Annotated in this window: 22 protein-coding genes; 11 read left to right on the forward strand and 11 right to left on the reverse strand. The window is 58.3% G+C overall.

Features of this window, described 5'->3' with window-relative positions:
• Positions 1–21: 21 nt before the first annotated feature.
• Positions 22–870, reverse strand: a complete 849-nt coding sequence (gene coxB, locus JXR15_RS07420) for a cytochrome c oxidase subunit II (RefSeq protein WP_422052595.1) — start codon at positions 868–870, stop codon at positions 22–24.
• 181 nt (positions 871–1,051) lie between these two features.
• On the opposite strand from coxB, the gene tldD reads away from it, so the two are divergent.
• Both tldD and dprA read left to right on the forward strand, forming a co-directional pair.
• Complete coding sequence (gene tldD / locus JXR15_RS07425; protein WP_422052596.1) at positions 1,052–2,473, forward strand: metalloprotease TldD; 1,422 nt, start codon at positions 1,052–1,054, stop codon at positions 2,471–2,473.
• A gap of 128 nt (positions 2,474–2,601) precedes the next feature.
• Complete coding sequence (gene dprA / locus JXR15_RS07430; protein WP_422052597.1) at positions 2,602–3,744, forward strand: DNA-processing protein DprA; 1,143 nt, start codon at positions 2,602–2,604, stop codon at positions 3,742–3,744.
• A 12-nt stretch (positions 3,745–3,756) separates the two neighbouring features.
• Here the strand turns inward: dprA and JXR15_RS07435 are convergent, their stop codons facing one another.
• Positions 3,757–4,200 carry a hypothetical protein gene (locus JXR15_RS07435; RefSeq protein ID WP_422052598.1) on the reverse strand — a complete coding sequence of 148 codons (444 nt, stop codon included), beginning with the start codon at positions 4,198–4,200 and terminating at the stop codon, positions 3,757–3,759.
• Between the two features lie 125 nt (positions 4,201–4,325).
• On the opposite strand from JXR15_RS07435, the gene topA reads away from it, so the two are divergent.
• Complete coding sequence (gene topA / locus JXR15_RS07440; protein ID WP_422052599.1) at positions 4,326–6,920, forward strand: type I DNA topoisomerase; 2,595 nt, start codon at positions 4,326–4,328, stop codon at positions 6,918–6,920.
• Positions 6,921–6,966: 46 nt separating this feature from the next.
• On the opposite strand, the gene JXR15_RS07445 is transcribed toward topA, so the two are convergent.
• Positions 6,967–7,509 carry a TetR/AcrR family transcriptional regulator gene (locus tag JXR15_RS07445; protein ID WP_422052600.1) on the reverse strand — a complete coding sequence of 181 codons (543 nt, stop codon included), beginning with the start codon at positions 7,507–7,509 and terminating at the stop codon, positions 6,967–6,969.
• A gap of 109 nt (positions 7,510–7,618) precedes the next feature.
• Between JXR15_RS07445 and JXR15_RS07450 the strand changes: the two genes are divergently transcribed.
• The 8 genes from JXR15_RS07450 (at position 7,619) to aat (ending at position 13,789) form a co-directional block, all read left to right on the forward strand.
• Positions 7,619–8,044 carry a VOC family protein gene (locus tag JXR15_RS07450; RefSeq protein WP_422052601.1) on the forward strand — a complete coding sequence of 142 codons (426 nt, stop codon included), beginning with the start codon at positions 7,619–7,621 and terminating at the stop codon, positions 8,042–8,044.
• A gap of 147 nt (positions 8,045–8,191) precedes the next feature.
• Positions 8,192–8,914, forward strand: a complete 723-nt coding sequence (locus tag JXR15_RS07455) for a CoA transferase subunit A (RefSeq protein ID WP_422052602.1) — start codon at positions 8,192–8,194, stop codon at positions 8,912–8,914.
• A 2-nt stretch (positions 8,915–8,916) separates the two neighbouring features.
• Positions 8,917–9,546 carry a 3-oxoacid CoA-transferase subunit B gene (locus JXR15_RS07460; RefSeq protein ID WP_422052603.1) on the forward strand — a complete coding sequence of 210 codons (630 nt, stop codon included), beginning with the start codon at positions 8,917–8,919 and terminating at the stop codon, positions 9,544–9,546.
• Positions 9,547–9,792: 246 nt separating this feature from the next.
• Complete coding sequence (locus tag JXR15_RS07465; RefSeq protein ID WP_422052604.1) at positions 9,793–10,494, forward strand: substrate-binding periplasmic protein; 702 nt, start codon at positions 9,793–9,795, stop codon at positions 10,492–10,494.
• A gap of 95 nt (positions 10,495–10,589) precedes the next feature.
• Positions 10,590–11,132: a LuxR C-terminal-related transcriptional regulator gene (locus tag JXR15_RS07470; RefSeq protein WP_422052605.1), complete on the forward strand. Its 543-nt coding sequence runs from the start codon at positions 10,590–10,592 to the stop codon at positions 11,130–11,132.
• A gap of 148 nt (positions 11,133–11,280) precedes the next feature.
• The gene (accB, locus tag JXR15_RS07475; RefSeq protein WP_422052606.1) at positions 11,281–11,781 is read left to right on the forward strand and encodes an acetyl-CoA carboxylase biotin carboxyl carrier protein; all 501 of its coding nucleotides are present in this window, start codon (positions 11,281–11,283) and stop codon (positions 11,779–11,781) included.
• Positions 11,782–11,790: 9 nt separating this feature from the next.
• Positions 11,791–13,143, forward strand: a complete 1,353-nt coding sequence (gene accC / locus JXR15_RS07480) for an acetyl-CoA carboxylase biotin carboxylase subunit (protein ID WP_422052608.1) — start codon at positions 11,791–11,793, stop codon at positions 13,141–13,143.
• A 19-nt stretch (positions 13,144–13,162) separates the two neighbouring features.
• Positions 13,163–13,789: a leucyl/phenylalanyl-tRNA--protein transferase gene (aat, locus tag JXR15_RS07485; protein WP_422052609.1), complete on the forward strand. Its 627-nt coding sequence runs from the start codon at positions 13,163–13,165 to the stop codon at positions 13,787–13,789.
• Here aat and JXR15_RS07490 read toward each other — a convergent pair.
• The 8 genes from JXR15_RS07490 to JXR15_RS07525 all read right to left on the reverse strand — a co-directional run bounded on the left by JXR15_RS07490 (position 13,744) and on the right by JXR15_RS07525 (position 18,504).
• Positions 13,744–14,238 (reverse strand): DUF2155 domain-containing protein, encoded by a 495-nt coding sequence (locus JXR15_RS07490; protein ID WP_422052610.1) that lies wholly within the window; start codon positions 14,236–14,238, stop codon positions 13,744–13,746. The genes aat and JXR15_RS07490 overlap by 46 nt on opposite strands.
• Positions 14,231–14,680 (reverse strand): outer membrane lipid asymmetry maintenance protein MlaD, encoded by a 450-nt coding sequence (mlaD, locus tag JXR15_RS07495; RefSeq protein WP_422052611.1) that lies wholly within the window; start codon positions 14,678–14,680, stop codon positions 14,231–14,233. Before mlaD ends, JXR15_RS07490 begins: the two co-directional genes overlap by 8 nt.
• Before the next feature lie 5 nt (positions 14,681–14,685).
• Positions 14,686–15,075 (reverse strand): NADH:ubiquinone oxidoreductase subunit NDUFA12, encoded by a 390-nt coding sequence (locus JXR15_RS07500; protein ID WP_299427743.1) that lies wholly within the window; start codon positions 15,073–15,075, stop codon positions 14,686–14,688.
• Positions 15,076–15,160: 85 nt separating this feature from the next.
• Positions 15,161–16,057, reverse strand: coding sequence for a DMT family transporter (locus JXR15_RS07505; RefSeq protein ID WP_422052612.1), 897 nt, complete (start codon positions 16,055–16,057; stop codon positions 15,161–15,163).
• Positions 16,058–16,123: 66 nt separating this feature from the next.
• Complete coding sequence (locus JXR15_RS07510; protein ID WP_422052613.1) at positions 16,124–17,191, reverse strand: serine hydrolase domain-containing protein; 1,068 nt, start codon at positions 17,189–17,191, stop codon at positions 16,124–16,126.
• Positions 17,192–17,287: 96 nt separating this feature from the next.
• Positions 17,288–17,674: a RidA family protein gene (locus tag JXR15_RS07515; protein WP_422052614.1), complete on the reverse strand. Its 387-nt coding sequence runs from the start codon at positions 17,672–17,674 to the stop codon at positions 17,288–17,290.
• Positions 17,675–17,738: 64 nt separating this feature from the next.
• On the reverse strand, positions 17,739–18,008 hold the full coding sequence (locus tag JXR15_RS07520) for a glutaredoxin family protein (RefSeq protein ID WP_422052615.1): 270 nt from the start codon (positions 18,006–18,008) through the stop codon (positions 17,739–17,741).
• A gap of 247 nt (positions 18,009–18,255) precedes the next feature.
• Entirely contained in the window at positions 18,256–18,504 is a 249-nt protein-coding gene (locus JXR15_RS07525; RefSeq protein ID WP_422052616.1) for a cytoplasmic protein, read from the reverse strand.
• Between the last annotated feature and the right edge of the window lie 126 nt (positions 18,505–18,630).

Raw genomic sequence — 18,630 nt, forward strand, 5'->3', positions numbered from 1 at the left:
GGCGAACCCGTCCTGATCTGTTTAGTCAGCGGAAGCCAGTGCCACCCCCGGCAGGGTGGACATGTCGCCCGCATATTCTTCGATCGCGCCTTTCAGCCAGGCGTCGTAGGCCTCTTGGGACACAACTTCGACGGTGATTGGCATGTAGGCGTGGTCCTTGCCGCACAGCTCGGAACACTGACCAAAGAAGATGCCTTCTTTCTCAGCTTTGAACCAAAGCTGCGCAATACGGCCAGGAACCGCATCCTGCTTCACGCCGAAGGATGGGATGGTCCAGCTGTGGATCACGTCCGCGCCGGTCACGTTCATCACAACAGTTTTGCCGATTGGCACAACCACTTTGGTGTCGGTTGCCAGCAGGTACTCGTCTTCATTGTAGCCGTTTGCCGCCAGCTCTTCTTTCGGCAGCATGAAGCTGTCAAAGGCAAACTCGTGGTCGGTGTACTCATAGCCCCAGTACCACTGGTAACCGGTCACTTTGATGTGCACTTCACCCTCAGGAATTTCCTGTTGGTTGAACAGCACTGGCAGCGAAAACGAGCCAATCAAAACCAGAACCAGGATTGGGCCCAGGGTCCAAGCAATCTCCAACGGGGTGTTGTGGGTGAATGTGCTTGGGGTTGGGTTTGCACGGCGGTTGAAGCGCACGATGCAGTAGACCATCAAACCGGTCACAAAAAGCGTGATGATGGTGATGATCCACAGGAGCAAGTTGTCCAAAGAGTGAATCTGACGGGCAAGTTCGGTTGCCGCAGGCTGGAAGCCTGTCGCATTTGGAACCGGCTTGCCGATGGTTTCGGCGGTCTGCGCGATGGCAGGCGCTGCAAGTGTTGCTGCCATAAGGCCCAGGAATGTCGAGAGAATTCGCATATGTCACCCTGATCGGTTGCGGTGTTGTTCTTATCGGTGGAACAGAATCCCTGGTGCCTTTCGGCGGAATCCCGCTGTTGTTTCGCGCCTAAAAACCATATTCTCTCCCGTAGATAAAGATCGAAGCTTGCGTCAAACGGACGCTTTTTTGATTTAGATCAAATTTAGAGGCTGACTGCACATGACCCAAACCCGTTTCCAACCCTTTGAAAACACACTAGATGAGGGCACCGCGCTGCGGCATTTGCGCGCTGCGACCACGGGTGCAGATGATGGCGAGTTGTTTTTTGAACGCCGCAGTTCGGAAGCTTTGGTGTTTGATGACGGCCGGATCAAGACCGCCAGCTATGACGCGGCCGAAGGATTCGGCCTGCGCGCGGTGAATGGCGAGGTCGCCGGATACGCCCATTCTTCCGAGATCAGCGAGGCCGCAATCAAACGCGCCGTAGACACCGCACGCCTCGCCGTGGGCAACGGTGGTGGCACCCTGGCAGACGGCCCCACCCCCACCAACCGCAAGCTCTACACAGACGCCGACCCGATTGGTGGCATCGACTTCCCGGTGAAAATCGAAACCCTGCGCGACATCGACACCTTTGCCCGCGACCTTGATCCCCGCGTGGTACAGGTTTCCGCCACATTGGCCGCCTCTCACCAAGAGGTGGTGATCCTGCGCCCCGATGGGCAGATCATCACCGACACCCGCCCGATGACCCGTGTGAACGTCTCGGTGATTGTCGAGGAAAACGGCCGCCGAGAAAGCGGCTCTGCCGGTGGTGGCGGCCGCGTTGGCCTTGACGGATTGCTGGATCCAGCAGACTGGCAAGCCAAGACCCGTGAAGCCCTGCGTGTCGCCACTGTGAACCTTTCCGCCGTGCCTGCCCCGGCGGGTCCGATGGAAGTGGTGCTTGGCCCCGGCTGGCCGGGCATCCTGTTACACGAAGCGGTGGGCCACGGTCTCGAGGGCGACTTCAACCGCAAAGGCAGCTCCAAGTTTGCCGGCATGGTTGGTCAGCAGGTCGCCTCCAAAGGTGTCACTGTGATCGACGATGGCACCATTGCGGATCGTCGCGGCTCCATCACGGTGGATGACGAGGGCACGCCGTCCGGAAAAACAACACTGATCGAAGACGGCATTCTGGTGGGCTACATGCAAGACCGTCAAAACGCCCGCCTGATGGGAGTGGCCCCCACCGGCAACGGCCGCCGCGAAAGCTACGCCCACGCCCCGATGCCACGCATGACCAACACTTACATGGAAGGCGGCGACGCGGATCCCGCCGATCTGGTCGCGTCTCTGAAAGATGGCATCTATGCCGTCGGCTTTGGCGGCGGACAGGTTGATATTACCAATGGTAAGTTTGTGTTTTCTTGCACCGAAGCCTACCGAGTGGAGAATGGCAAAGTTGGCGCTCCCGTTAAAGGCGCCACATTGATAGGCGACGGCGCCACCGCCATGACCCAAATTAAAGGTCTGGGTAATGATATGGCGCTTGATCCGGGCATGGGAAATTGCGGCAAAGCTGGTCAATGGGTGCCAGTTGGGGTTGGACAACCCACTGTTTTAATGGACGGTTTGACGGTTGGTGGCGCAGCCACTTAAGGCAAAGCTGCATAAAATGTGAGGGGAATTCGTTTTATTTGGTCAATTCTCAATTTTTTCCTGTTTGGTTTACGTGCTGTTAACCACTGAAAGATTAATACTTGTCTTGCAAGCAGGCGGAGTTGCGGATGACCGAAGATCGAATTTCTTCCACTCACCCCCAAATCCCACCCACCACGGAGGAAGCGCGATTGACGCGGCTTCGCCTCTTGCGATCCCGACGTGTCGGGCCAACTACATATCATAGATTGATGCGGGAGCATGGATCGGCGGAGGCGGCCCTAAACGCCCTGCCCGAGATAGCAAGAATTGCTGGCGTGCCCCGGTACACCCCAACATCAATCGACGACGCAAAACGCGAACTGAATGACGGCCGTGCTCTTGGAGCACGGCCTCTTTTCTTTGAAGACGCCGACTACCCGGCTCTTCTCAAAGAGATACCCGACGCGCCGCCAATGCTGTGGTGCCTCGGCGACACGCGCTTTCTCAACACGCCAACAGTGGCCATCATCGGCGCCCGCAATGCCTCCTCTTTGGGGATGCGCATGGCCAAACGCCTCGCCGCGGATCTGGGCGATGCGGGTCTCACCGTGGTCTCCGGCCTCGCCCGTGGCATTGACGCCACCGCACATGAGGCCTCTTTGGACACCGGCACCATCGCGGTCTACGCAGGTGGCCTCAACCGACCCTACCCGTCCAAAAACATCGATCTCGCGGAACAGATCGCCATCCAAGGCCTGTGCCTCTCCGAACAACGTCCAGACATGGAGCCCCGCGCCCGCCACTTCCCGGCCCGCAATCGGATCATCTCCGGCCTTGTACGGGCTGTGGTGGTGGTTGAGGCGGCCTCCAAGTCCGGCAGCCTGCTCACCGCCCGCATGGCGCTCGATCAAGGGCGCGATGTGCTCGCCGTGCCCGGTCACCCGTTTGACGCCCGCGCCGCTGGCGCCAACATCCTGATCCGTGATGGGGCAAGCCTGGTGCGCGGCGCCGAAGATGTGTTGGAAGTGCTCAACACACTCCCTTTGCGCAGGCCGCGCCAGTCAGAGCCGCCGAAAGAGCCTCTACCACGCCGCGTCAAACGCAGCCTGCGCGACACCGCCGCCTTGCACAGTGAGATCCTGCAACGCCTCGGGCCTTCGCCGGTCAGCGAAGACCAACTGGTGCGCGACATGGTGATGTCCTCCTCTGAGGTCTCGCCTGTGCTTTTGGATCTCGAAATGGACGGCAAGATCACCCGCCTGGCAGGCGGGCTGCTCTCAAAAACCTAAAATGCAGGATATTTAGTGGCACCACTCGGTCAGAGCGGGCCCAAACGCGGCACAATATTCCGGCGCCGCCCACCAGGCTTCGCTGGAGGACAGCGTGTATTCCACCGCCACCCAGACGTTGCCGGATTTCTGATACATCACGTCAATGTAAGGCTCTTCCCACTCTTCGAAGTACTCGCCGCCCATGCGCATCGAAATCGGCGTGGCGTTCAGCTCAATCTTTGCGCCCCCTGGGCGTTGCGCGTAAAGCCGACCATAGCCCACGTCCCCCGCAACCCGCAGGTCTTTGACCACAAACTGCACCGGCGCGCCCAGCCGCCATTCCGCAATTGGACGGATCGCGCTCATCAAATCTTTGCGCACCTGCGTGCCCCGCGCCGGCTCTTTCCAGCTCTGCGCAATCGCGCCACTTGCCGCTGTCACCATCAAAACTCCGGCCAAAATCAAATGCTTCATTCGTTAATTACTCCCTCTATGTCACGCACTCTTACACGTGAAATTCCGCTATGCATTGACAATCCCCCCTTTCGCCCCACATTTTTCGCCGCCATAAGGCTCGCGCCGAGTCGAGAGGAAAATGAATGCCAGTAGTTGTCGTAGAATCCCCAGCCAAAGCCAAAACCATTAATAAATACCTTGGCTCGGACTACACAGTATTAGCCTCCTACGGCCACATCCGGGACCTGCCGGCCAAAAACGGCTCAGTTGATCCGGACGAAGATTTTGCAATGACTTGGGAGATCGGCAATTCCTCTCGCCCTCACGTCAAAGCCATTGCAGATGCGCTGAAAGACGACAACGAACTGATCCTCGCAACCGACCCCGATCGCGAAGGAGAAGCGATCAGCTGGCACCTCGAAGAAGCCCTGCGCAAACGCCGTGCCATCAAAAAAGACACCAACGTGTCCCGCGTGGTGTTCAACGCCATCACCAAAGCGGCCATCACCGAGGCAATGCAAAACCCACGCCAAGTGGATCAGCCGCTGGTGGACGCCTACCTGGCCCGCCGCGCGCTCGACTACCTTGTCGGCTTCAACCTCTCTCCGGTGCTATGGCGCAAACTGCCCGGCGCCCGCTCTGCAGGCCGTGTGCAATCCGTATGCCTGCGCCTAATCGTTGAGCGTGAAACCGAAATCGAGGCGTTCAACGCCCGTGAATACTGGTCGGTAAAGGCGCAGCTCTCCACCCCGCGCAATCAACAGTTTGAAGCCCGCCTCACCGTTCTGGGCGGCGAGAAGCTCGACAAGTTTTCGCTGGAAACTTCCACCGCCGCGGAACTGGCCGTACAAGCGATCCAAAGCCGCGATTTGTCGGTGGCCCGTGTCGAGGCCAAACCCGCCTCCCGCAATCCGTCCGCGCCATTTATGACTTCGACCCTGCAGCAGGAAGCCAGCCGCAAATTTGGCATGGGTGCGAAACACTGCATGAGCACGGCGCAGCGCCTCTATGAGGCCGGGTACATCACCTATATGCGGACCGACGGTATCGACATGGCACCGGAAGCTGTTGATGGCGCACGCGACGCCATCGAGGCGCTCTACGGCAAGGACTATGTGCCTTCCAAGCCACGGATTTATAAGAACAAAGCCAAAAATGCTCAGGAAGCGCACGAATGTATCCGCCCGACGGATATGATGCGCAAACCGTCCGATCTGAAGGTGTCGGAGGACGATCAGCGCAAACTCTATGACCTGATCTGGAAACGCACCTTGGCCTGTCAGATGGAAGGCGCCCGCATGGAGCGCACCACGGTTGATATCGCCTCCGCTGATCAGCAGATCGAGCTGCGCGCCACCGGTCAGGTTGTGATGTTTGACGGCTTTATGCGCGTCTACGAAGAGGGCCGGGACGATCAGGTTGTGGATGATGAGGACAGCAAGCGCCTGCCACAGATCATGCAAGGCGAAGCCATGGCCAAAAACGCCGTCTCGCCAGAGCAGCATTTCACCCAACCGCCGCCGCGCTACACCGAGGCTACCTTGGTCAAACGCATGGAAGAGCTAGGCATCGGCCGCCCGTCCACCTACGCGTCAGTGATCACCACCATCCAGGACCGCGATTACGTCCGCAAAGAGAAAAACCGCCTCTTCCCAGAGGACAAAGGCCGGATCGTGACGATCTTCCTGGTGAACTTCTTCCGCAAATACGTCGGCTATGAGTTCACCGCGAACCTCGAAGAAGAGCTCGATGACGTCTCCGCCGGTGACCGCAACTACAAAAACGTGCTGTCGCGCTTTTGGAAAGACTTCCATGCGGCCATCGCCGAAACCAGCGACTTGCGCATTTCCGAGGTGCTCGACATCCTCGATGACGCGCTGGCGCCACAACTCTACCCAGCGCGAGAAGACGGCACCGACCCGCGCGTCTGCCCGAAATGCGGCGCAGGGCAGCTGCACCTGAAAACCTCGCGCACCGGCGGCTTTGTTGGCTGCGGCAACTACCCGGAATGTAACTACACCCGCCCAATCTCCGGCGAGGGTGCGGAAGGCTACGAAAAGGTGCTCGGCGAGGACGATGGTGACGAAATTCACCTCAAATCCGGCCGCTTTGGCCCATACGTACAACGCGGCGAAGCCACACCAGAAAACAAAAAGCCGCCTCGCTCCTCCCTGCCAAAACAGGGCAAAGAGTTCCTTCCTGGCTGGGGGCCTGAAGAGGTGACCTTGGAGCAGGCAGTCACCCTGCTGACCCTGCCGCGTGAAATTGGCAATCACCCGGAAGGCGGCGTGATTGCCTCCAACTTGGGGCGCTTTGGCCCCTACATCATGCACCAGCTGCCGGATGAAGAAAAACCGGTCTACGCCAACCTCAAAGAAACGCTCGATGTGTTTGAGATCGGTATGAACCGCGCCATGGAGATGATCACCGAAAAGCGCAACAACCCGGGCCGTGGCCGCCGCGCCGCCGCCAAAGCACTGCGAGAGCTGGGCGAACATCCGGACGCCGGCGGTCCTGTCAACATCATGGACGGCCGCTATGGGCCTTACGTGAAATGGGAAAAAGTCAATGCCACGATCCCAAAAGAGATCGATGTGAAAGACGTGACCATGGAGCAGGCCATGGAGTGGATCACCGAAAAGGCGGGTAAGAAACCGGCGAAGAAGAAAGCCGCCGCCAAGAAAAAACCGGCAGCAAAGAAAAAGGCACCCGCCAAAAAAACCGCTGCCAAGAAATAACAAAAGGCCCCGCTAAGGGGCCTTTTTTTCGCGCCAAGCAACTGTCCTATATCGGAGCAAGCGCCGCCCCCATCAGCCGATTAAGAACACCTTCGAACACAGTTGGGTCCGCTCCCGATTGCGCAACCTCCAGTGCTGCGCGATCAAAAGCAGCGGACAGCACCACCGCCATTGCGTAAAGCGTTTCGTCATCGTAATCGGGATGCGCGGCCTTCAGCCCCACCAAGAGAGATTGCCGCCCACCGCCTGCGTCTATCTGATCCATCTCCGACGCACCGAGCACCGCTGGCCCATCGACAAGCAACAACTGCGCCCGCGCCGCATCGCTCATCGCGTCAAAAAATGCGCGGCTGCCTTCCGCGAGCGCATCCTGCGCCTCCACCCGGGTGCTAGCCGTTTCAATGAAACCGGTTACGGCCTGCGCTTCTGCTTCCACCACCGCCCGAAACAAGGCCTGTTTGTCCTCAAAGTGATGGTAAAGCGCCCCGCGCGTCGCCCCAGCCGCGCGCACAATCTCCGGCGTGCTGGCCTCCGCGTATCCCTTCTCCACAAACACCGCCCGCGCGGCTTCGATCAAACGCGCACGCATCTGCGCCCGCCTTTCGGCATTTGGAGTCCGGGTCGATTTTTCTTGCATACATACAGCCTGTTTGTTTATTGCATACACACTGTATGTTTTTACCAAGGAATCGCTGACAATGAAACCCACCCAGTTTTACCCCGTCCTGCAAACCAATGATGTCGCTGGCACCGCAGCCTTCTACGAAACCCATTTTGGTTTTTCCCAAGCCTTCACCTCCGATTGGTACGTTCATTTGCAAAGCAACGCCGATCCGTCTGTGAACCTCGCCATTCTGGACGGCACCCACGAAACTATCCCTGACGTCGGACGCGGTCTCACCACCAGCATGTTGCTCAATTTCGAGGTAGAAGACGCCGCGGCGGAATACGATCGCCTGACCAAACTCGGCCTCGAAGTGGTCAAACCGCTGATCGATGAGGACTTCGGCCAGCGCCACTTCATCTTGCGTGACCCCAATGGCGTGCTGATCGATGTGATCACCCCGATCCCGCCCAGCGCCGCCTTTGCCGCGCAATACAGCGCCGATGCTCTGCCGGTCTGACACACAAGCAACTTCGCGGGCGCCCCGCTGCGCCCGCGCCACTACCCACAAACGCCCGTAGTAATACCGGGCACCCCCAGCTGGCGTTGACTCATCTCCGCCCCGCCGTCACTACTCTCCCCAATTTCCGGATAAGGGGAGACATCCATGAAAAAGGTATATGCAAATGCCGCTGAGGCGCTGGACGGCGTTCTGAGCGACGGCATGTTCATTGCCTCAGGCGGCTTTGGCCTCTGCGGCATTCCCGAGCTTCTGCTCGACGCAATCAAAGACAGCGGCGTCAAGGACCTGACGTTTGCCTCCAACAACGCGGGCGTCGATGACTTCGGCATCGGCATCCTGTTGCAGACCAAACAGGTCAAAAAGATGATCAGCTCCTATGTGGGAGAAAACGCAGAGTTCATGCGCCAGTACCTGTCTGGCGAGCTGGAGTTGGAATTCAACCCACAAGGCACTCTGGCGGAGCGCATGCGCGCTGGCGGCGCGGGTATTCCGGGCTTCTTCACCAAGACCGGCGTGGGCACCGTGATTGCCGAGGGCAAGCTGGAGAAGCAGTTCCCCACCGGCCCGGATGGCGCCATGGAAGACTACATCATGGAAGAAGGCATGTTTGCCGATCTGGCCATTGTGAAAGCTTGGAAGGCCGATGAAACCGGTAACCTCGTGTTCCGCAAAACAGCACGCAACTTCAACGCTCCTGCGGCCACCTGCGGCAAGATCTGCATCGTGGAAGTTGAGGAAATCGTGCCCACCGGCAGCCTAGAGCCCGACAGCATCCACCTGCCCGGCATCTACGTACACCGCATCATTCAGGGTGATCACGAAAAACGTATCGAACAGCGCACCGTGCGCCCGCGTGAGGAGGCATAATCATGGCTTGGGATCGCAATCAAATGGCGGCACGCGCCGCACAGGAACTGCAAGACGGCTGGTATGTGAACCTCGGCATCGGCATCCCGACGCTGGTCTCCAACCACATCCCCGAGGGCGTCGAGGTGACGCTGCAATCGGAAAACGGCATGCTGGGCATGGGCCCCTTCCCCATTGAGGGCGAAGAAGACGCCGACCTGATCAACGCAGGTAAACAGACCATCACCGAGCTGCCACAGACCGCGTATTTTGACTCTGCGCAGTCTTTCGCGATGATCCGTGGCGGCAAAATCGCCATGGCCATCTTGGGCGCCATGGAGGTGGCCGAGAACGGCGACCTCGCAAACTGGATGATCCCCGGCAAGCTTGTGAAAGGCATGGGTGGCGCAATGGATCTGGTAGCTGGTGTGGGCCGCGTGGTGGTTGTGATGGATCACGCCAACAAACACGGCGTCTCCAAAGTGCTGAAAGACTGCACCCTTCCGCTAACCGGCAAAGGTGTGGTCGACCGCATCATCACCAACCTGGGTGTGCTGGACGTGGTTGAAGGCGGCCTGAAAATCGTCGAATGCGCCGACGGTGTGAGCGAAGACGAGCTGCGCGCCGCAACTGAGGCGACCATCGTCAACTAAGCGCGATAAACTGTTAAATTTGCAAAGCCCCGCCTGTTTTGGCGGGGCTTTCTTGTTTCTGGGGGGCTGTGCTCATTTTTACCGGGGACCACGACCAGGCGAAAGCGCTGCAAAAAGCACTATTTCCTCTGCAGGCAACTGAGGAGAGGAAGCCTTGCCAAATCCCGCAATTGGTAACGCCTTCTTAGCACTCTCATGCTCATGTGACGTCAGAACTTAAATGCCCATTCAATTTTTGGAGTCACCATGCAAAAATCCACGCTTTTTGCCGCCGCCCTTGCGGCCCTCGCCACCTCTGCCTCTGCTGAAACCGTCAAGCTGACCACGCTTGAATGGCCCCCCTATGTGAACGCCGACGCTTCCGGCACCTCTACTGATGCCGTCACCGCAGCCTTTGCTGCCGCGGGAGACGCAGTGGTTGCGGAGGTCTTCCCGTGGAACCGCGCTGTGAACCTCGCCGCCAAAGACCCAAACTACCTCGGCCTTTATCCGGAATACTATGACGCCGGTGCTGATGCTGAGAAAGACGGTGACCGCTGCGTGTACTCCGCCCCATTTGGCACCTCTCCGGTGGGCTTTATCCACCGCAAAGACAACGCCTTCACATGGTCCTCGCACAACGATCTGGGCAACTACCGCATCGGCGTGGTCGAAGGCTACATCAACGAAGCTCGCTTTGACGCCATGATCGCGGACGGCTCCCTCAAGGTAGACGCAGGTCCAACCGACGTGTCCAATGTCGAAAAGGTCGCCGCAGGTCGCATGGACGCCGCTGTGATTGACCGCAACGTGTTTGAACACATGCTCGACACAGAGCCACGCCTGGCCAAACACGCCGACGCACTGGTGTTCCACGAAACCCCATTGGCCAACCACAACCTGCTGGTCTGCTTTGAAAACTCCGACGCAGGCCGAGCCGCCCGCGACCGCTTCAATTCCGGCCTTTAAGCCGCAGGAGTAGACTCAAAACGGCGCGTCCCAGTGGCGCGTCGTTTGCCGCCGCCCCTTCCCCTTCGCGCCGACCTGTGCCATCACTGCACCCCATGGAACTAAACGCACTCGCATTTGATCACGCCCCCGTCGGACTCTGCATCCTTGAAAACCGGATCATCCAACGGGTGAACCTGCGCTTTGGCGAGATGTTTGCCACCCCAGCCGAGGCCTGTGCCAACCGCTCCATTGCCGACTTCTACGCCTCAGACGAAGATTTCCAGAAACTCGGCGAGAAAGTCTATTCCACACTTGGAGGCACCGGGCGCTATAGCGACGAACGGGTGATGCAACGCCGCGATGGCACGCTGTTTTGGTGCCGGGTGCGCGGCCAATCGACCTCTCCGGACCACCCATTTCAAAAAAGCGTCTGGTCCTTTGCCGACCTCTCAGAAGACCGGCCCGTAGTGGAACTTACACAACGGGAACGCGAAGTGGCGATCTTGACCTGTCGCGGCATGACCTCCAAAGAAATTGGCCTCGAACTGGAGCTGTCTTACCGCACGGTCGAAGAATACCGCGCCCGTCTGCTGCGCAAGTTTGGCGCCCGCAAATTGGCGGAATTGGTGGCCAAACTCTCCGGAATGCCGCTCTAAGCCCCATTTAGGGCTGGAAACTGCGTCCATTTCCCCACATCTGAACCCCAGTTCAGCTTTCCTAGGGGCAGCTTTTTCTCTATAAGCGCCGCAGGGGAAACCAATAAGACTCAACAGCGCTTAAGCGCGTAGGGGATAGAAACGTAAAATGAGCAAACAAAATCACGATTCTGATGTGGCCTTCATCTCTGCTTTGGCAGAGCTGCTGCGTGAAAATGACCTGACAGAGCTGGAAGTGATGCGCGAATATGGCGAAGATGACAGCCTGAACGTGCGGGTTAGCCGCCAGACTCAAGTGGTTGCTGCAGCCGCACCGGTGGCCGTGGCTGCTCCAGCCGCCGCAGCAGTCGCTGCTGCACCGGCCGCTGCTCCTTCTGCCGCGCCAGCTGCATCTGAAGACGATCCTGCGAGCCACCCGGGCGCCGTGACCTCTCCTATGGTGGGCACCGTGTATCTCGCACCAGAGCCAGGCGCGCCAGCATTTGCCGCCGTGGGCCAGACCGTGTCCGAAGGCGACACCCTGCTGATCGTGGAAGCCATGAAAACCATGAACCACATTCCGGCACCAAAATCCGGCACCGTGAAACGTATTCTGGTGGGTGACGGCGACACTGTAGAATACGGCGCACCGCTGGCAATCATCGAATAAGGCGTTCACATGTTTGATAAAATCCTGATCGCAAACCGCGGAGAGATCGCCCTGCGCGTGATCCGTGCGTGCCGCGAAATGGGCATCAAGTCGGTTGCGGTGCATTCCACCGCGGATGCTGACGCGATGCACGTGCGCATGGCAGATGAGGCCATCTGCATCGGCCCGGCTCCGGGCACCGAAAGCTATCTGAACATGGCGGCGATCATCGCAGCCTGCGAAGTCACCGGCGCGCAAGCGATCCACCCGGGCTATGGCTTTCTGTCAGAAAACGCCAACTTCGTGCAGATCATCGAAGACCACGGCTTGACCTTCATCGGCCCCACTGCGGAACACATTCGCACGATGGGTGACAAGATCACCGCCAAAGACACCATGAAGGCGCTTGGCGTGCCATGTGTGCCCGGCTCTGAAGGTGGTGTGCCAGATGTCGACGCTGCGCTGAAAATCGGCGAAGAGTTTGGCTATCCGGTGATCATCAAAGCCACCGCCGGTGGCGGCGGCAAAGGCATGAAAGTTGCCAACAACGCCGAAGAGATGAAATCTGCCTTCCAAACCGCGCGGGCTGAGGGCAAAGCCAACTTTGGCAACGATGAAGTCTACATCGAGAAGTACCTCACCACCCCACGTCACATCGAGATCCAGGTCTTTGGGGATGGCAAGGGCAAAGCTGTGCACCTCGGCGAGCGGGATTGTTCCTTGCAGCGCCGTCACCAGAAGGTGTTTGAGGAGGCCCCCGGTCCGTCTATCACGCCAGAAGAGCGCGCAACCATCGGTAAAACCTGTGCGGATGCGGTTGCCAAAATCAACTACATCGGTGCGGGCACCATCGAGTTCCTCTATGAAAACGGCGAGTTCTATTTCATCGAAATGAACACCCGTCTTCAGGTGGAACACCCGGTGACTGAAGCCATCTTTGGCGTCGATCTTGTGCGTGAGCAGATCCTCGTGGCGGCCGGCGAAGCCATGACCTTTGGTCAGGATGACCTGGAGATCAATGGCCACTCCATTGAGGTCCGCATCAACGCCGAACGTCTGCCAAACTTCGCGCCCTGCCCCGGTAAGATCACCGCGTATCATGCGCCTGGTGGCCTTGGGGTCCGGATGGATTCAGCGCTGTATCAAGGCTATTCAATCCCGCCTTACTACGACAGCCTGATTGGCAAGCTGATTGTGCACGGCCGTGATCGCCCCGAAGCACTGGCGCGTCTGAATCGCGCTCTGGGAGAGATGATTGTGGATGGCATCGACACCACCACGCCACTGTTCCACGCTCTGCTTCAGGAAAAAGACATCCACACCGGTGAGTACAACATTCACTGGCTGGAGAAATGGCTCGACGCCAACATGGCCGAAGGCTGATACCTAATGGGCGCGCATCATGAGTGAGGTCACACCGGACCTTTTGATGCGCGCCTATGGCATGGGTGTTTTCCCCATGTCCGAAAACCGCGATGACCCGGACATTTTCTGGGTGGACCCGATCCGCCGCGGCATCTTCCCCCTCGACAGCTTCCACATCTCCCGCAGCCTCGCCAAACGCATTCGCCGTGGCCGGTATGCCATTTCGCTCAACGCCGATTTTGAAGGCGTGCTGAACGGCTGTGCCAACCGCGAAGAAACCTGGATCAACGATCAGATCCACACCCTCTACATGGCCCTGCACAAGCGCGGAGAGGCGCATTCTCTCGAAGTCTGGGATCGTGATGAGCTGGTGGGAGGCGTCTACGGTGTCGCCCTGGGTGGGGCCTTCTTTGGCGAAAGCATGTTCTCCACCCAAACAGACGCCTCAAAGGTGGCCCTAGCCTATCTGATCGAACATCTGCGGCGCTGTGGCTTTACCCTGTTTGACACACAGTTTGTGACCGATCACCTCATCTCATTGGGGGCGATCGAAGTTCCACGTGCGGATTATCACAAGATGCTGACATGGGCGTTGCGGCATGACGCCGACATCACGGCTCACTCGTTGCCGTCGCCCTCGGAATTGCTCTCGTCGCCCGCCTGAGCCAGGCCGGTGCAGCGCAGCACCCAAACGTCATAGCGCGCGTGATCCAAGGCACTCAACGCCGGCGACGAAGCCACCATCCAGCCCTGGAACACATTGGCCCCCTCGCCTTGATCCTCATAGACCGAAATAAATGCAAAAGCGTCGCCATTTGGGTTTTCGCTTGGGTGACGGCATTGCGCCATATCCACACGCAGCGTGCCAAACTTCACCGAATAGCCGTTGTCGAGCTCAAAGTCGGCCACCTGCCCGGTCAGCTTATCCAGCCCCCGCAACAACGCGCCCTTGCCCACCGTCGCGGCCACAACACTTTCGCTTTTCACATCGCCCAGCGGGATATTCAGCGTCTCGTATTTGAGCGGCTCAATCTCCAGCATCTCGATCTGAATCTCTTGCGCCTGCACCATCATCGGCAGCAGCGCCGCAGCTGTCACACCAAACTTATTCATCGTCGCCACCGCTCACAAACTTCAGAAGCAGTGAAATCAGGCTCACGGAGCTTTGCGTGTCTTCGATTTCATCACCGGCTTCAAAGTTAAACGGCGATCCACCCGGCAGAATTTCCACAAAATTCCCACCCAGCAGCCCCTCAGAAGACACCACAACTGCACTGTCATCCGGTAGCGCAATGCCGTCTAGCACGCTGAACGTGGTCAGGGCACGAAAGGTCTGCGGATCAAGTTGAATGTCGGTCACGGTGCCAATTTTCACACCGGCCAGCCGCACATCCGTGCCCACGCTCACGCCCTCAATCGAGCGGAAAGACGCATTTAGCCCATAGCCGCCACTGCTTTGCCCAACACTGGCAAACTGCGCGCTATAAAGCAGGAAACCGGCAGCTGCGGCAACCACAGCAGCGCCAACAAAAGTCTCTGTACGAACCGCAGACATCAGGCTTACTCGGGGCTCCAGGCCTCATAGTCAGACCGCTCCACCGGCGCCTTACCATGGGCACGGATGGTGCCCGCAGGCGCGTAGGCCAATGCGGTGCCGGTCACGTTTTCCTGATGCGGGATTTCCCATTCTTTGTGCTTCAGCGGCTTCTGGCTTGGCACCTCATCAAATGTCCGGTGCAGCCAGCCATGCCAGTCGGCACTCACGCGGCTTGCTTCCACTTCACCGTTGAACATCACCCAACGCTTGGAATCATTTTCGGTGCGGTAGTAGACGTTGCCTTGCTCGTCTTCGCCCATTTTCACGCCTTTGCGCGCCGTAAACAGCTTGGTGTTCAGCGTACCGCCGTTCCACCAGGTCAAAACATTGTTGATTGTGCTCAAAATGCCCATGGGAGTCTCCGCAAATTCTTCCCCCATATGGACTATTTGGCCACAAAGGTCCAGTGGTGGAACGGCGCACATGGCTTGAATGATATCACCCTTTGGCGGCGGCCCGCCCACGCACCATGATCACCAGTCCCGAAAGCACAATCAACGCGCTGCCAATCAGCATCCAGCTGTCCAGGCGCTCGCCAAACACAACCACGCCAAGCGCCACGCCAAACAACAGACGCGAGTAGCGGAACGGCGTCACAGCCGAGACCTCTCCGGTGCGCATCGCGCGCATCAAGGCGCTATAGGCAAACACACCACAGGCCACCGCGCCCACCACCGACAACAGCGCCATTGGTGGCGGCGTATGAAACGGCACCTGCTCCCAAATCGCACCGTAGGCCGCCCCGGCCACCACAATTGCGAGAAATCCATAGAGGCCCAAGACCGCGGTGCTCAGGCTTGCCGGTGCCGCCCGACTGGCCAAATCCCGCCCAGCAAAGCCCAGCATGCCCGCCACGGCCAACAGCGAGAGCCAGCTAAAACTCTCACCCCCCGGCCGCACAATCAACACAACACCGATCAGACCAATCACAATTGCCAACCAGCGCCGCCAGCCCACCTGCTCACCTAACACCAACGCAGCAAAGGCCACCACCACCAAAGGTGTAGCTTGCAAGATCACCGTGGTTGAACTGAGCGGCGTCAATGCCAGCGACAGGGTGAAAAACAGGCGTCCAACAATCTCAAAGACCACACGCACTTGCATCGGGCGTGACACCACCTCTTTGGGCGCCAAAGGCTGCGACTTGGCCCGCAACCAAAGCGCAAACACCATCGCGCCCCCGGCCCCAAACAGCACCATCACCTGCGCAATTGGCAAGCTTTTCGCCGCCGCCTTCAGAAAGGCGTCCTCCACGGCAAACCCTGCCATGGCCGCAACCATGAACAGCGCGCCCAGCCGATTGGCGGCGCGGTCGGTGGCAATATGGGATGTCATGAGGCCCGCTCTCCTGCTCCTGTCGCTGACAGCAGGTATGGGCGAGGCCCATCAGCGATACAAGCGTTAGCGCGCACCTGCGACCAAGGCGCGCGCCATCTTGTCTTCCAGCTTGGTCACACGTTGTGCCGTCGCATGGTTAGAGGCCGTCGCAACCACAAGATCCTGTTCCGGATAAACCGCAAGGACCGCAAACCACCGGTTGTTTGATCCATTGTGCCAGCGCTTTGAGCCGAACTCTTTTGGCTGCTCAATGATCCATCCCAGCCCGTAATTTCTGGACACCGGCGTCCAGAGTCGCCGGCAATTTTCGGCCCTCAGAAAACGGGGAGCTTCCCCCTTGCAAGCCTGCAAATGAACCTGACCCCATCGGGCCAAATCCGCCATATTAAGATGAATTGTGCCCGCAGGCCCCATCCAGGCCGGGTTGTCCGCCTCTGGCACATCGGCTGCCAACGGCTTTTTCACGCCAACGATGCTGACATGCCCCAATGGCGCCCCGGGAGCGTCCGGCGCGCCAAATCCCAACGACGTCAGCCCCAACCCGCGGCCAAACCGCGCCTGCACCTGATCTTCCCAGGATTGCCCCATGACCTCTTCCGCCACCACACCGGCCAGAACATACCCGACGTTGGAATATCGCATCTTTCCTGCCGGCTTTGGCACAGGCTTCTGCCAAAGCTCTGACAGCACCCGCTGACGTCCCGCCATTGGGGTTTCCGCAAAGCGTTTTGCCAGCAGGCGCAATGGCACATTGACCTGCAAGCCAGCTGTATGGCTCAACAGCTGTTCCAGAGTCAGCGCCGCCCATGTCGAATGCAGGGGGTATTTGGGCCCGCTCAGATATGTGCCAATGGGCGCGGAAAGCGATACACGTCCCTCTTGCGCCAACTGCATCAACAGCGTCGCGGTAAAACTCTTGCTGATAGAGCCTATATGAAACGGTGCATCAGGCGCCACGCTACGGCCATCACCCCGACTGCGCGGCCCCGCAACCATCACGGTTGGCGTGTCATTGCCAAACGCATACGCCACCCCAAACGCTTGCTTCGGGGCCACCTGCGCCGTGCGCGCAAACACATCAGACGCGGAGGCGTCTTGCGCCATCCCCCAATATGGCCAAAATCCCAGCAAAGCTGCCCCAATCACAGACGTCCATCGATATACCATAGCGTGTAATTGGGGTTGACTGATGTTGACATCAAGCCCTTGACCGTTGCTCTGACCAAATTAGGACGCGGACACCCGCGCAGTCACTTCAATCTCAATTTTCATCGCCTCTTCCATCAGATTGGCAATGATCATCGTTGCAGCAGGTTTGGCCTTGGCAAACACCTCACTGGTCACTGGCCAGCATTTCTCAAAGTCCGCGCCATTGGGCAGAATGTAATTTACTCGCACCACATCATCGAGCGAACTGCCCGCTTCTTCCAAAGCCTTGCCAATGGTATTGAGCGTATTGCGACACTGGTCCGCCACATCCTCAGGCATGGTCATGGTCTCGTAATCATAACCCGTGGTGCCCGCCACAAAGACCCAGCCATCGGCCACGACCGCGCGGGAATACCCGATTTTTTCTTCAAACGGCGATCCGGTGGAGATGTGACGTACAGACATAGGGAGGCTCCTTGAATTAGGTTGTCCAAGACATCCTCTGGTGGTGCGGCGGAGTCAATGCGGCTTAGCGTTTCCAGAACCGTTTAGACGGCTTCTTCTGCCCCTTCAGATGCTTTCGCAGCTCGGTGAAACCACCGATTTTCACACCATCAATAAACACAAGCGGCGTGGTGGTCACATGATGTTTGTCTTTGAAGACATCCGTCTCATGCCGCGTGCGCAGCACATGCTCGTCAATCTCAAACCCATGGCTCTGCAACAACTCCAACGCAGCCGTGCCGTAGCCACAGGTGTAGTTTGGCAAATCCATCCGATAGAGCGTGGCTTTGGGCATCACAGATCTCCTCATTTTCCAAAGGGATATGAAAGCCGCGCCACGGAGGCGCAAGAGACGCGCGTTCACATTGATGTGGTGAGATGTGATCATGCCAAAACAAGGCTTTGGCAGCGCTCGAACCGCCCCCACGGGGCGGGCGCTCCGCTTCCTGCCCCTCAGTTCGTGCGCGGTGGTCTCAATCTCAGGATCTAGCAACATGAACTGGGGTGACGGTCAGCTATCACCCTATAATGACCGACGGTTTTCAAAACCAATGTTGGTTCATTTCTGCCAAAAATTTCTCTTCAACTGGATACCCTGACGCCGCACCAATCACAGAATCTACCCCGCAATTTGGGCACAAGGCGGTTTGATCATCATCACACCATTCCGAAATCTCGGAAGGTCTGAACACCGAAAGACAAAAGAAACAGCCACAAATTGTGCTGACCTCAATTTGCATGCGGTGCCGCATGGATTGCTTGTGTGCGAGGACGATTTTGTCATCTTTCATACTAAGCTCTCAAATCCCAAAGTGTTGATCATGCCTGAATGGGAGCTATTCTCTATGCTGAAATGCTCAATGTAGTTAACAAAGCCAGCAAACCGCTCGTAGTTTTTCCAAAAGCAGAAGGCGCCC

This window comes from Shimia sp. (assembly GCF_049116215.1).
GTDB lineage: Bacteria > Pseudomonadota > Alphaproteobacteria > Rhodobacterales > Rhodobacteraceae > Shimia.

Excerpts from the sequence above, each read along its gene's own strand:
- JXR15_RS07470 (WP_422052605.1), top strand. The coding sequence starts at position 10,590 with ATGGAACTAAACGCACTCGCATTTGATCACGCCCCCGTCGGACTCTGC.
- tldD (WP_422052596.1), top strand. The coding sequence starts at position 1,052 with ATGACCCAAACCCGTTTCCAACCCTTTGAAAACACACTAGATGAGGGC.
- JXR15_RS07505 (WP_422052612.1), bottom strand. The coding sequence starts at position 16,057 with ATGACATCCCATATTGCCACCGACCGCGCCGCCAATCGGCTGGGCGCG.
- JXR15_RS07450 (WP_422052601.1), top strand. The coding sequence starts at position 7,619 with ATGAAACCCACCCAGTTTTACCCCGTCCTGCAAACCAATGATGTCGCT.
- JXR15_RS07435 (WP_422052598.1), bottom strand. The coding sequence starts at position 4,200 with ATGAAGCATTTGATTTTGGCCGGAGTTTTGATGGTGACAGCGGCAAGT.
- accC (WP_422052608.1), top strand. The coding sequence starts at position 11,791 with ATGTTTGATAAAATCCTGATCGCAAACCGCGGAGAGATCGCCCTGCGC.
- mlaD (WP_422052611.1), bottom strand. The coding sequence starts at position 14,680 with ATGTCTGCGGTTCGTACAGAGACTTTTGTTGGCGCTGCTGTGGTTGCC.
- JXR15_RS07460 (WP_422052603.1), top strand. The coding sequence starts at position 8,917 with ATGGCTTGGGATCGCAATCAAATGGCGGCACGCGCCGCACAGGAACTG.
- JXR15_RS07520 (WP_422052615.1), bottom strand. The coding sequence starts at position 18,008 with ATGCCCAAAGCCACGCTCTATCGGATGGATTTGCCAAACTACACCTGT.
- accB (WP_422052606.1), top strand. The coding sequence starts at position 11,281 with ATGAGCAAACAAAATCACGATTCTGATGTGGCCTTCATCTCTGCTTTG.
- aat (WP_422052609.1), top strand. The coding sequence starts at position 13,163 with ATGAGTGAGGTCACACCGGACCTTTTGATGCGCGCCTATGGCATGGGT.
- JXR15_RS07515 (WP_422052614.1), bottom strand. The coding sequence starts at position 17,674 with ATGTCTGTACGTCACATCTCCACCGGATCGCCGTTTGAAGAAAAAATC.
- dprA (WP_422052597.1), top strand. The coding sequence starts at position 2,602 with ATGACCGAAGATCGAATTTCTTCCACTCACCCCCAAATCCCACCCACC.
- topA (WP_422052599.1), top strand. The coding sequence starts at position 4,326 with ATGCCAGTAGTTGTCGTAGAATCCCCAGCCAAAGCCAAAACCATTAAT.
- JXR15_RS07490 (WP_422052610.1), bottom strand. The coding sequence starts at position 14,238 with ATGAATAAGTTTGGTGTGACAGCTGCGGCGCTGCTGCCGATGATGGTG.
- JXR15_RS07455 (WP_422052602.1), top strand. The coding sequence starts at position 8,192 with ATGAAAAAGGTATATGCAAATGCCGCTGAGGCGCTGGACGGCGTTCTG.
- coxB (WP_422052595.1), bottom strand. The coding sequence starts at position 870 with ATGCGAATTCTCTCGACATTCCTGGGCCTTATGGCAGCAACACTTGCA.
- JXR15_RS07445 (WP_422052600.1), bottom strand. The coding sequence starts at position 7,509 with ATGCGTGCGCGTTTGATCGAAGCCGCGCGGGCGGTGTTTGTGGAGAAG.
- JXR15_RS07500 (WP_299427743.1), bottom strand. The coding sequence starts at position 15,075 with ATGGGCATTTTGAGCACAATCAACAATGTTTTGACCTGGTGGAACGGC.
- JXR15_RS07465 (WP_422052604.1), top strand. The coding sequence starts at position 9,793 with ATGCAAAAATCCACGCTTTTTGCCGCCGCCCTTGCGGCCCTCGCCACC.
- JXR15_RS07525 (WP_422052616.1), bottom strand. The coding sequence starts at position 18,504 with ATGAAAGATGACAAAATCGTCCTCGCACACAAGCAATCCATGCGGCAC.